Below are 12,480 nucleotides of genomic sequence, written 5' to 3'. Positions count from 1 at the left end.
TTACTGAGAGGAGTAAGCGAGTATATGATAAACGAATTCAAGAACAAGAAAGAGTTTCAAGAAGAGTTTAAAAGAAGAATTATTGAACGCTACGGCCGTTCTATCGAACAGGCGCACATAACAGAAAAATACATGGTTTTAGGGGAAATGGTTAGAGATTATGCCAGTGTTCACTGGAACGACTCAAAGAATGCCATCGCAGAGAAGAAAAGCAAGCAGATGTACTATTTCTCTATGGAATTCTTAATGGGACGTCTTCTGACAAACAACCTGATGAACCTCGGTATCTATGATTTAGTCAAAGAAGGTTTAGCTGATCTGGATCTGGATATTAATGAACTTGAAAACCTGGAAAGTGATGCAGGATTAGGAAATGGAGGTCTGGGAAGACTGGCAGCCTGTTTCCTGGATTCTTTAGCATCTTTGAATTTACCGGGCAATGGAAACTGTATTCGTTATGAATATGGATTATTTAAACAGAAAATTGTAAATAATGAACAGGTAGAAGTACCTGATCAATGGCTGTCTTTAGGTAACGTTTGGGAAGTGCGAAAACCAAAGCATGCAGTCAATGTTAAATTCGGCGGTCATGTGGACATGTGGATGGGAGAAGATGGCAAGGCGGTTGTAAACCATGTGCCAAGCTTGGTTGTTCGTGCGGTTCCATATGATGTACCTGTGGTTGGCTATGATACGAAACTGACCAATACGTTACGTCTGTGGAGTGCAGAAGTTGCCGATGATGCATGTGATGCGGCTAACTTGAATGAATATGTAAACGAAGTTCGTGAAATCTGCCGTAATGTTTATCCGGATGATTCTACAGAACATGGAAAATTATTGCGTTTGAAACAGCAATATTTCTTTGTTGCGGCAGGATTAAATAACATTATAGATGCGCATTTACGCGTATATGGAACATTGGACAACTTTGCGGAAATGAATGCCATTCAGTTGAATGATACCCATCCGGTATTGTGTATTCCGGAAATGATGCGTATCCTGTTGGATGATTTCCGTTACGAATGGGATGATGCTTGGAAAATCGTAACAGAAACGATGGCATATACGAATCATACTGTTTTAAGTGAAGCATTGGAAAAATGGCCGATTCAGTATGTACAAGATTTATTGCCACGTATTTATATGATTATCGAAGAAATCGACCGTCGTTTCAAATATGCCTGCTCTCATGATTTAGGACGTTCTGATTTAATGAATGAATGTTGTGTAATCAAGGATGGACAGGTGCATATGGCAAATCTTGCCATCATCGGTTCGCACAGTGTGAATGGTGTTGCGGCTTTGCATACTAAAATCTTAAAAGAAGATGTAATGAAGAACTTCAATGATTTATATCCTGGCAAATTCAACAATAAGACGAATGGTATCACACATCGTCGTTGGTTGTTGTATTCTAATCCACAATTAACACAGTTGTTAGAAAAGACCATTGGTCCTGCATTCAAAAAACATCCTGAAAAATTAGAAGATCTGATGAAGTATGTAGATAACAGCGAAGTTCAGAAGAAATTCATGGATGTGAAGATGGAACGTAAGAAAATACTTGCGAAGTACATTAAGGATACCTTGAACATTGACATTGATGTAAATTCCATCTTTGATGTACAGGCGAAACGTTTACATGCTTATAAACGTCAGCTGTTAAATGTGATGAACATTATTCATCTCTATTTCCGTATGAAAGCAGATCCTAACTTCCGTATTTATCCTAGAACCTTTATCTTTGCCGCAAAAGCAGCACCTTCCTATACCTTTGCGAAGGAAGTTATTAAGCTGATTCACTGTGTGGCTGATAAGGTAAATAACGATAGTGATATTAACCGTTATATGAAGGTCGTATTCATTCCGAATTATGGGGTATCCATTGCGGAAATCCTGATGAATGCTGCCGATGTATCAGAACAAATTTCTACAGCCGGTAAAGAAGCAAGCGGTACCGGTAATATGAAGTTTATGATGAATGGTGCGATTACCTTAGGTACGATGGATGGTGCTAATGTGGAAATCGTAGAACGTGTCGGCTATGAGAATGCTGAAATCTTCGGTCTTCGTGCAGATGATGTGGCCTTGATTCGTCATGAAAATTCTTATGATGTTTGGAAAAAATACAATCAAAACGGTGATATTCAGAAGGTTGTCAATAGCTTGGTAGACAGTACCTTCTCAAATGATTCTAAAGATTTCAAACAGATTTATAATGAACTGATGTTCAAAAATGATGAATATCTGTTGTTGGCAGACTTTGAAGCTTATGTGCATGCGCAGGGCAATATTGAACAGCGCTATCGTAATGCAGAAGCATGGGCAAGAATGTGTCTGATAAATATCGCACAGTCTGGCTATTTCTCAAGTGATCGTACGATCCATGAATATGCACGTGATATTTGGAATATTAAACCGGTGACGGTTAAATAAGAAAGATTTTTCCTTGGAAATAATCAACTGGGAGGTATGGCAATTGCACTATTTCGCAATCGTGTCATGCTTCCTTTTTTTATGCTTAAATTTACTCATGTGGCTATTTTTTTCTTCATAAACACGGGAAAGAACGCTTACCAAATACATAATTTCAAGCATTCACATAAATGAGAGGCGATAAGCTTAATTCTGTTGTGTACTATTACTACATCCCAGCTTATCAAAAAGGATAAGTGCGGTAACGAACGCTCACGCAAAGAGGTATCCTGTTCCCTTGATGCATAAAGGGGTTATTATGAAGTGTTAATGATGGAAAAGGGCATAGATACACGCATGCCTTGAGGATACTTGCTTTATAAAAAGCTGTATTTGCAATTTTATGTGAATTTCGTTAAAATAATAGGCAACAGAAAAGGGGTAATGAAGATGGAGTTAAAAGAAAAGTTAATCACAAGTGTTGAAAAAAACTTAGATACTTATATGTCCTATGTACAACATATGTACGATCATCCGGAAATCGGTAATGAAGAATTTGAAACGATGGAGTTGTTAAGTGAAGGGTTATTATCTTTTGGTTTTGAAACGCAAAAGGCTTTCGTTGTGCCAACTGGTTTTCAAGCAGTGTATAAAAGTGGCAAGGCAGGTCCGGTAATTGCATATTTATGCGAATATGATGCTTTGCCGGAAGTGGGACATGGTTGCGGACATAATTTGATTGCGGCAACATCCATTGCTGCGGGAGTGGCCCTAAAAGAAATCATTGATGATATTGGCGGAGAAATACGTGTGATAGGAACACCGGCAGAGGAGAATTTCGGTGGGAAAGTGTCTATGGCGAATGCGCATGTTTTTGACGATGTGGATGTGGCGATGATGATTCATCCAGATACGGAAGATGGAGTCGGGGGCAGAACTTTGGCATTGTTACCATTGAAGTTTGAATTTTATGGTGTAAATACACATGGTTGTTCACCTGAGCATGGAAAATCAGCCTTGGATGCAGCGGTTATGAGCTATATCGGCATTAATCTGCTACGCCAATATGCACTGCCAAATACATATATTCACGGTATTATTCGTGATGGTGGTGAAGCTGCCAATGTCATTCCGGCCTATGCCAGTTTGGAATATTATTTCCGTGGAACCTCTATGCAGTATGTAAAAGAGCTCAGTCAGCGAGCAATTGATTGTGTTGAGGGAGCTTGTAAAGCGAGTGGCTGTACCTATCAGGTAACGACATATGAATGCCCTTATGAAGACTGTGTCATAAATTATACCTTATGTGATTTGTTGAAAGAAGAATATGTGGCATTAGGCAGAACGGATGTGAAACCGGTAGATGAGGTGCCAAATGGCTCTAGTGATATCGGAAGTGTCAGCTATTGTTGCCCGGCATTGCATGGCTATATCAAGATTGCCGATGCATGTGTCAATGGACATTCAAAAGAAATGGCAGCAGCTACCATTCATGAGGCAGGAAGAAAAGCTTTACGTGATGGTGCCATCACATTGGCGAATCTTGGTAGAAGATTACTCATGGAAGAAGATTTATTACGAAAGGTACAGGATGAATTTCATAAAACGCTGAAACGTTAAAGGAATCATCCTTTTTCTAAGGAACAATATGAGGCAAGATGCAACTGCTTAGCAAAGATGTAAGCATGTATGCATACAAACGATGAAAAGATGCCGTTAGCTTTTTTAGCCGGAAATGATATTAAAATAAGGTGCTTTGCTAGGAAATTCCACTTGAGAATGATAAAAAGGAGAAAGTCTGTTATAATAAGGTCAAGGTGATAAAATATGCGACAACAGAAATATTATGAAGCTTATCTGGATGACTTTGATAAGATAACTGTATTTATGTCTCGTAACAGCTATGAAGGTGTCAGTAATAAGTTTTATTTGAAAGACACCAGAGGACATATTTATGATCTCCATATTCAGTCTATTGAAACAACTCATAGCAATTACAATAAATATACGTTGGCTCTTTATGATTCAATTGAAATAGGAAATGAGTATTATGTAGTGCATCAACATGCACGCGCTACCGTTTTACAATACAGCGCTGTTGTAAAAACAGCGAAATTTGATGAATTGTTTTATTATGATGGGGATGATTTAGGTTATACGTATAATGAAAAAGCCACATCTTTTGCATTATGGGCACCTACAGCTTATCGTGTAAAGTTAGAAATCATGAAAAATGATGTTACGTATACGTATGAGATGAAACGTAGTGAACATGGGGTATTTCGTTATTCGATATTAGAAAATTTAGAAAATGCGACCTATGTATACCTTGTCAGAGTAAATGGCGAATGGAAAGAGACCATTGACCCATATGGTGTATCTTCCATAGAAAACAGCAGACGTTCGGCTATTGTTGATTTGGCAAAGATTCGTGTAAAGGATTATCCTTTACCGCCATTGCAAAGTTCATGTGATGCAATTGTGTATGAGACAAGCGTGCGTGATTTTACGATGCAAAGCAATATCGGAGTAAGCTGTCCTGGAACTTTTCGTGGATTTGTGGAAGAAAATGAACAAACAAAAAGCATGCAGACGGGTTTTTCTTATTTAAAATCATTAGGCATTACACATGTACAGCTGATGCCGGTCATGGATTTTGGATCTGTTGATGAAATTTATCCTTTATTACATTACAATTGGGGATATGATCCGGTCCAATATCGGGTCTTTGAAGGCAGTTACAGCAGTGAACCGAATAACCCTTATAGCCGTATATTTGAATTTGTGAAACTGGTGGAAGAATGCCATAAAGCAGGCATTCGTGTCAATTTAGATGTAGTCTTTAATCATGTATATGATAAGGAAGAAAGCTTCTTTGACAAGACGGTCCCTAGTTATTATTTTCAAATGAATGAGCAAGGCGATTTTTCTAATGGTACTTTTTGTGGGAATGATGTAGACAGTAAACGTCGCATGTGTGCTAAATATATTATCGATGCTTGCAAATTCTTAGTAAAAACTTATCATATCGATGGATTGCGATTTGATCTCATGGGCATTTTAGATATTGATACCATGAATGCCGTCTATCGGGAATGTTGCGCAATTAATACAGATTTTATGATCTATGGGGAAGGTTGGGATATGCCAAGTTTCTTAGATTTCCGTCAGCGTGCAAGCATTGGCAATAATGCTCAAATGCCATTTATCGCACATTTCTCTGATCGTTTCCGAGATGTTGTAAAAGGTCGCACGGCAAGCAATGAAGTGAATGTAAAAGGATATTGCAGTGGCGCATTGTATCTGATTGATATTATGAAAAACTGTTTAAGTGCCAGCTGTACAAATGAAGGAATGGAAGCTATGTTTGCCAATCCTCGAAATGTTGTGAATTATGTGGAATGTCATGATAATATGACTAGCTGGGATAAATTGAAAGAATGCTGTAAGGAAGATAGCAAAGATATCCGCATCGCAAAGCATAAGATGATGATTGCGGCGGTTTTATTAGCGCAAGGGATTCCTTTCTTACACAGCGGTCAAGAATTTGCCCGTAGTAAGCATGGATTACCAAATACGTATGAAGAAAGTGATGAGATAAATAAAATAGATTATCTGCGTCGGAATCAGTATCAAGACATCGTGGAATGTACAAAAGAGCTGATTAAGCTGCGTAGAGCACATGCCTGTCTGCGTTATTGCCGCAAGGAGGATGTAGAACAGCATGTGCATTTTGACACCATCCAAAATAAGGCATTGATTTACAAACTGCTAGATGATACAGAAGAAATGATCATTCTGTTCAATCCTTCACAGGAGTATTTCACTCACGATATGAATACGGCTTATAAATTATTGTATTACAATGGCAAGGCAGAGGATATTTTGATTCAGAAAGTAAATGTAGAACCATACAGTGTCATTGTCTTTACCAGAAAGCTTTGATGAAAAAAGCGTCTATTGTAAATGTACCTAAAGTTTCCTTTAAGTGATGCTAGTGGTATGTATGACAATAGACGTTTTATTATGAGGGGTAAGCTTTTTATAATAAAAGGTATCTAGATATATGCTATCTAGTATGGGCATATACATCCTTTCCGAATTGTCGTTTGACATTCAAACTTCATCTGTTATAATATAAAAGCAAATCAGGATTGTTTGATAACCTGAAATGTAATGATAAGCCGTACACGAAAGGGAGGGTTACCTATGAAAACAGCGATTGTAACCGACAGCGGAAGCGGATTAAATAAACAACAGGCAGATGCTTTGGGTATCTATTATCTGCCATTGCAAATTATTGTAAACGACAACATGTATCTGGACGGGGTGGATATCCAGGTAGAACAAATATATGAGATGTTGAAACAAGGTGAAATGCCGACAACATCAATGCCGCCAATGGGAATCATTGAAGAATTATTCCATAAATTAAAAAAAGATGGATATGAAGATGTAATCGCGATACCTTTAACAAGTGGCTTATCTTCAACATCCAGCGTGATGCATGCAGTTGCGAAAGAATGTGAACTGAAGCTGCATATTATTGAAACGTATTCTACTTGTAATATACAGTGCTACTTAGCAAAATGCGCGCAGCAGTTAGTAAAACAGGAGGTTGCGGCAGAAGAAATAGTGAAACGCTTGCAGGATAGTGTGGCACATAGTGATACATTGATCATTCCTAACGACTTACAGCATTTAAAACGTGGCGGAAGATTAACACCGTTAGCAGCTGCTTTAGGTGGTTTGTTAAAAATTAAGCCTATTTTAAAGCTGGATGAAGGTTCACAAGGTAAAATTGATGTATTTGACAAGGTGCGTACGATGTCAAAGGCGATGAGCAAAGCCGTTACTACATTTCAAGAAACAAAGCTTGATGATGCGTATACCTTAACCGTTTTACATAGTGGTTCAGAAGAGGAAGGGTTAAAGCTGAAAACTTTGATGGAAGAGGCTTTCCCTGGAATGGAACTCTATTTTGGGCTCATTGGTGCTGTGATTTCTTGTCACACCGGGTTAGGATGCTTGGGTATACAATACATCCGCAAAGTTAAAATGTAAACATTTGAGGAGGAATGAGGAAGCCTCCTCTTTTTACGTGCCATCCCAAGAAGAATGACAACTTCTGGCGAATGGCTTTTCATCTTCTATGAAATAAAGTATAATATGTGTTAGATATTGGAGGGGTTTACCATGAAAACAGCGTTTGTGACAGACAGTGGAACAGGTAAAACAGTTGAAGAATTAGCAAAGGAAGGTATTTTCAGCGTACCTTTACAGGTGAGCTATGACAATACAAACTATCAAGATCTGGAAGAATTAAGTATTGACCGCATTTATGAACTTATGCGTGATGGGGTGATGCTATCTACTTCATTGCCTTCACTTGGGAAAATTGAGGCTTTATTTGAACATTTAAAAAATGACGGATATGAACAAATTTTTGCCGTACCGATTTGCAGTGGACTAAGCGGTACGATTAACGCTATGGAAATGTGTGCCAGAACAGTAGGTTTAGCATTTGCTTATGTTGATTGTCATGTTACGGCGGTGGTACAGGAATATATGATAAAGACAGCCAAAAGGCTGCATGAAGAAGGCAAGACAATTCAAGAAATCAAAGATGTGTTATCTCGTATCGTGGAAACGACAGATACTTTGTTGTTGCCTAATGATCTACAGCATTTAAAGCGTGGCGGAAGATTAACACCGTTGGCCGCAACCTTAGGGGGATTATTAAAAATCAAACCAATTCTGAAAATAAATAAAGAAACCAATGGAAAAATTGATGTTGTGGATAAGGTCAGAACCATGCATAAAGCAATGGATATGGCGATTGAAATCATGCGTAATGAGCATGTGGATGATAGTTATATGATAACAGTCGCACATGCGGATGATGCAGTAGAAGCAGAATATTATATGAATAAGATCAAAGCAGCCTTTCCTAATGCAAAGCATCAAATCATTAAGCTGGTAAGTGTCGTGGGAGTACATACCGGCAGAGGCTGTCAGGCTGTACAATATTTTAAAATGATACAGGAGTAAGGAAAAAGACCAATAACTTACGTGCTAAAGATTAGAATAAACAGGAGAAGATGAAATCAATCAAATCCTGTTTTTTCATGTGTTTTATATGAAAGCCATGTGCCCAAAAGAACTTTTTCAAGCCTTTTTTAAAAGTTAGTATTCCAATAATACCGTGTCAAGTGTTGAAATAAGGTTTGGGTTTCTCATTTCATCAAAACCTAGATGCATGTTAAATTATTGATCTTATGTTAAATGGTTTGCCTTATAATTTTCATTTTTTCAGTGAAAAAAAGAGCAAAAATCTGATTATCAGCATAATCACAGGGATTTTAAGTAATATAAACGAAAAATAAAAGAAATTTACCACTAATTTACTACGATTGAAAGAACCTTGATACGACAAAGAAAACAGCATAAAAAAGCAAAAATGGCATTTCATACAGAATATGAGATGTCTTTTTTGTTGGTACGATACAGCATAAGTATTCTTTTTCTGCTTGACTATTAATCATTTTTTAGAACATGAATTGTCAAGAGCCTGTTGCGTAAGCAATGCTTGCACTCTTGATAAGACATGGGATAAAAAATATTATGACAGATAGCAGAAAAGTAATGACTACATACTGGGTAAATGTTATAATCTTATTGAAATATAAATAAATTTTTTAAACAATTTGTTTTTTATCTAAGGAGGTTTTTTATGTTTGGCTTTGGAAAAAAACAGAATAAATCTTTATTCATAATGGGCACAGATTTTCGGTATATTGATAACTGTTCCTTGTTGTTTGGATATACCTTATTTACTCTCTGGTGATTTAGTTGAAGTTACAGGCGAAGTCACACAAGGCTCAATGTCTGGAGAAAACTCTAATAGTGAAAGAAGAATACATATTAGAGATGATAAAACGAGAGAAGAACATTCATTAAAGTATTGGGGAACAGGTAGTGATATAGGGGATAAAATAACTGTAAGATATTTACCACATACAGAATATGGATATGTAGTTGAGTAATATGAAAAATTCCCGTTTTATATTATGCTATATTATTAGTTGTAGAGACGGAGTGATCCAGACACGGTGGCAGGAAAATCTCTCGGATTTTTCTGCCATGTCTTGCAAGTGGCTGGTTCACTTCGTCTGTGAGTGAGCCTGTGGCGAGCGAAGATTAAGCCCCCGTTATCTAACAAGGGGGGCAGAAAAAACAAAAGACAATAGACATTTACAAACGTAAAACGTTGTATTTACAAGGTAAAACTGCATTTTATAAGGTGTGATATAAAAAGTATCTATTTCACATGGCAAATATATAAACTTATCAAGGAGGATTATATAAATGAATATTGCAATGATTTTAATAGGTGTTCTTATTTTTCTTTCTTTTCCATTTATTGTTTTGCAAAAAATCAAAAAAACGAAACAAGAAGATACATACGAGGCAAAGAAAAAATTAAATGTATTTCTTATTTGTATAATGCCTGTTCCAGTAATAGCTATTGTGCTTATTTTACTTGGTCTTAAAGCATTTATATAGTAAACATCGGAACTTTACAAGTGAAATGAGGGACTCTATGGATAAAAAGGAACTTATAAAACTTTATTTACAAAATGTGGATAAAATGTTCGGATATGCCAACATGGACGCATATATTGATGAGCGATTAAAGAAATATATGAAATACTGTCAAAGTAAAAAGCAAGAAGAACAAATTATTATATGGCTGAAATTATTGCATGAAAATTTCAGAAAAAAGATTGTTTATTTAGGAAGTTATCTAGCATTACAAGAAAAGGATATGAGCTACTTAAATAATGCATTCAATTCGGCAGTAACATGGGGACAACTCACAATAACAAACAGCAGTTGCGACCATTCCATTTACGCTTGGAATGTTTTACCGCATATATTCTGTGCAAACCGCTTTCGTGATATTGAAAATATATTTCCAAAAGAAAACGGACTTAGTAAGAATGGGTTAAAATCTGCGTGCAGTATTACAAATTTAGTGATGTATCTGTATTATCAAGAACCTGCGTGGAAACAATATGTGATTGAAGAAAGCAAAGGATTTTTGCAAGGAAAACATACATCAGAAGAAATGGCAGTGATAAGCACTTTCCTTTCATTGTTTGAAAAAGATTGGGAGAAATTTTCATTGGAATTAGCTAATCTCTGTAAAGCACATAAAAAATCAAAAGATTATGGCGAAAATCCGTTTACAAGAAAAATTTCCTTTTTTGCATTTGGATTGTATAACTTTGCAAGGTACTTGTATAAAGAAGAAGCGAAAAATATCATACTTCCTCAAAACGAATTTTTATTCGAGGATTTTAGAATTTATCAAGAAAGCAACAATTATCAAACGGGACAATCGTTTTGCGTTTTTGAAGAACCGCTATTGCTGTTGAATGATCTTGAAAAAATTGATTTACCGATTATGCACTTAACAGCGGGTAGAAAAAGGACTTTAGATATTGAAAATTACAGACAAGAAGTGATAAAGAAAATACAAGCACTTCATTACAATCAGAGCAGTTAGTCTTAGGATTGAAGTGAACCCATAAAGTTGGACACAGATTATCACACCCGACTGATTAAGGATTGATTCCTATATTGTATAGGAGTTAATCCTTTTAATTTTACTGTGATTCTTTGTGTATTATAATAAAAAGCTAGGAATTAAATCGATTTAACTCCTAACTTTATAATACAAAAGTCCCTTTTAAAGGGACTAATCATGATTGCCATGATGACGGTTTTGATGATGTGTTTCCTGATTACTCTCATGTGCACGCTCACTATGACAGCCTTCAGGTACAGCGGAATCATCGTATTGTTCTAATAGCGCATATAATTTTTTCATACTATAGTTTGACAATTCTTCAATTGTATAAGCTGCATCATAAGAACGTATTTGTTCAATCACACGATATTTGCCCTGACTTGTATGATGCATCTTGGCCGCTTCATGTGTCTTGGAATCAATAGATGCACAGTGATATCGTTTTGCCGTAGCATTGCTTTTCAGATAAGCGCCAATTTCTTCCTCTAGACTTTTTTGCAGAGCTGCATCATCGGCATAGATACCGACTTCCAAGATACCATTTGCTAAATATTTCTGATAGGTAGCATTCGCAAATAATAAAGTTAATGCCTCATCAAGTTCTTTGTTTTTAAGATCAATGCTCGCTAAAATCTGTTTCGCATCTTTATTGTAAGCTTTTGTTTGTAAAATGCGATGTTGCGCATCCACAGATAATTCCATACTTGGATTCACATCTAAGGTGATGGTTGAGGCAATGGCTGCCGGTGAAGTTGGTTTTGTTGGAAGATCATCAACTTTCCAAGGCTGCCAAAGCATAACCAACAAAACACTGATCGCACATACGAGTGCTCCTTGCCATATTGGCAATGTTTTCTTATGACGTTGTTTTGATAAAACATACTGTAATGTTTTTTCTTTCGTTTCTTCACTGGCATGCAGCTGATCTAAGTCTTTTAATGGATTAGTCAAGATCATCACCTCCCAGCATGATTTTCAAATCATCTTTTGCTCGTTTCAGCCAGGTATGAATCGTATTTTCTTTCTTTTGCAGAATATCTGCAATTTCACGAATCTTATAACCTTCATAATAATATAAATAAATAACATTGCGATAATTTGGTTTCAAATGAAGAACAGCATCCAACATTGTGGAATGCATAGAAGTAACACTGGGTGCATAACTTTCCAATTCATCACTCAAAATGACCTTACGGCGAAACCATGTAGTTAAAGTATCATGACATTCATTGATGGTCACCCTAATCAGCCATGCCTTTTCATGTTCATCATCATGAAAGCTTGATTGTTTCGCATATTTCAAAAAGACAGATTGAAAAACATCATCCACATCACTCTCCTGTTTCATATGGATAAAGCAGATTTTGCGAATCATGTCCGCATAACGATGAATCGCTGTCCTCAATTCCTCTTCACTTCGCATGGTTTCCTCATCCCTTATTCTTAGTATACTGAATTCTAATTGT

11 protein-coding genes are annotated in these 12,480 nt (G+C 36.6%); 8 read left to right on the top strand and 3 right to left on the bottom strand.

All coding sequences use genetic code 11. The features are described 5' to 3' along the window. The first annotated feature begins 24 nt into the window (after nt 1-24). The 8 genes from KJS44_RS13395 (at nt 25) to KJS44_RS13360 (ending at nt 10,990) form a co-directional block, all read left to right on the top strand. Nucleotides 25-2,439 (top strand): glycogen/starch/alpha-glucan phosphorylase, encoded by a 2,415-nt coding sequence (locus KJS44_RS13395; RefSeq protein ID WP_008690558.1) that lies wholly within the window; start codon nt 25-27, stop codon nt 2,437-2,439. Between the two features lie 429 nt (nt 2,440-2,868). Beyond that, complete coding sequence (locus KJS44_RS13390; protein WP_008690559.1) at nt 2,869-4,038, top strand: M20 family metallopeptidase; 1,170 nt, start codon at nt 2,869-2,871, stop codon at nt 4,036-4,038. Between the two features lie 207 nt (nt 4,039-4,245). Continuing rightward, a complete protein-coding gene (gene pulA / locus KJS44_RS13385; protein WP_008690560.1) occupies nt 4,246-6,363 on the top strand; it encodes a type I pullulanase in 2,118 nt (705 codons plus the stop codon). Between the two features lie 264 nt (nt 6,364-6,627). Beyond that, a complete protein-coding gene (locus KJS44_RS13380; RefSeq protein ID WP_008690561.1) occupies nt 6,628-7,482 on the top strand; it encodes a DegV family protein in 855 nt (284 codons plus the stop codon). Nucleotides 7,483-7,614: 132 nt separating this feature from the next. Next, entirely contained in the window at nt 7,615-8,469 is an 855-nt protein-coding gene (locus KJS44_RS13375; protein WP_008690562.1) for a DegV family protein, read from the top strand. 767 nt (nt 8,470-9,236) lie between these two features. Continuing rightward, the gene (locus KJS44_RS13370) at nt 9,237-9,464 is read left to right on the top strand and encodes a hypothetical protein (RefSeq protein WP_226896999.1); all 228 of its coding nucleotides are present in this window, start codon (nt 9,237-9,239) and stop codon (nt 9,462-9,464) included. A gap of 322 nt (nt 9,465-9,786) precedes the next feature. Next, nucleotides 9,787-9,984, top strand: a complete 198-nt coding sequence (locus tag KJS44_RS13365; protein ID WP_008690564.1) for a hypothetical protein — start codon at nt 9,787-9,789, stop codon at nt 9,982-9,984. Nucleotides 9,985-10,021: 37 nt separating this feature from the next. Then, entirely contained in the window at nt 10,022-10,990 is a 969-nt protein-coding gene (locus KJS44_RS13360; protein ID WP_008690565.1) for a hypothetical protein, read from the top strand. Between the two features lie 41 nt (nt 10,991-11,031). Here the strand turns inward: KJS44_RS13360 and KJS44_RS14785 are convergent, their stop codons facing one another. The 3 genes from KJS44_RS14785 to KJS44_RS13345 all read right to left on the bottom strand — a co-directional run bounded on the left by KJS44_RS14785 (nt 11,032) and on the right by KJS44_RS13345 (nt 12,437). Then, nucleotides 11,032-11,100, bottom strand: coding sequence for an IS3 family transposase (locus KJS44_RS14785; RefSeq protein ID WP_081484691.1), 69 nt, complete (start codon nt 11,098-11,100; stop codon nt 11,032-11,034). A gap of 82 nt (nt 11,101-11,182) precedes the next feature. Next, nucleotides 11,183-11,971: an anti-sigma-I factor RsgI family protein gene (locus tag KJS44_RS13350; RefSeq protein WP_017144755.1), complete on the bottom strand. Its 789-nt coding sequence runs from the start codon at nt 11,969-11,971 to the stop codon at nt 11,183-11,185. Next, nucleotides 11,958-12,437, bottom strand: coding sequence for a sigma-70 family RNA polymerase sigma factor (locus tag KJS44_RS13345; RefSeq protein ID WP_008690567.1), 480 nt, complete (start codon nt 12,435-12,437; stop codon nt 11,958-11,960). The genes KJS44_RS13350 and KJS44_RS13345 overlap by 14 nt, the downstream gene beginning before the upstream one ends. Nucleotides 12,438-12,480 lie beyond the last annotated feature (43 nt).

The sequence above is a fragment of the Longicatena caecimuris genome (assembly GCF_018406465.1).
GTDB lineage: Bacteria > Bacillota_I > Bacilli_A > Erysipelotrichales > Erysipelotrichaceae > Longicatena > Longicatena caecimuris.
The sequence above is the reverse complement of the archived record's forward strand: the minus strand, read 5'-3'. Positions and strand labels throughout refer to the sequence as shown.

Bases quoted from the DNA above. Each gene is read 5' to 3' on its own strand.
- KJS44_RS13395 (WP_008690558.1), top strand. From the start codon at position 25: ATGATAAACGAATTCAAGAACAAGAAAGAGTTTCAAGAAGAGTTTAAA.
- KJS44_RS13390 (WP_008690559.1), top strand. From the start codon at position 2,869: ATGGAGTTAAAAGAAAAGTTAATCACAAGTGTTGAAAAAAACTTAGAT.
- pulA (WP_008690560.1), top strand. From the start codon at position 4,246: ATGCGACAACAGAAATATTATGAAGCTTATCTGGATGACTTTGATAAG.
- KJS44_RS13380 (WP_008690561.1), top strand. From the start codon at position 6,628: ATGAAAACAGCGATTGTAACCGACAGCGGAAGCGGATTAAATAAACAA.
- KJS44_RS13375 (WP_008690562.1), top strand. From the start codon at position 7,615: ATGAAAACAGCGTTTGTGACAGACAGTGGAACAGGTAAAACAGTTGAA.
- KJS44_RS13365 (WP_008690564.1), top strand. From the start codon at position 9,787: ATGAATATTGCAATGATTTTAATAGGTGTTCTTATTTTTCTTTCTTTT.
- KJS44_RS13360 (WP_008690565.1), top strand. From the start codon at position 10,022: ATGGATAAAAAGGAACTTATAAAACTTTATTTACAAAATGTGGATAAA.
- KJS44_RS13350 (WP_017144755.1), bottom strand. From the start codon at position 11,971: ATGATCTTGACTAATCCATTAAAAGACTTAGATCAGCTGCATGCCAGT.
- KJS44_RS13345 (WP_008690567.1), bottom strand. From the start codon at position 12,437: ATGCGAAGTGAAGAGGAATTGAGGACAGCGATTCATCGTTATGCGGAC.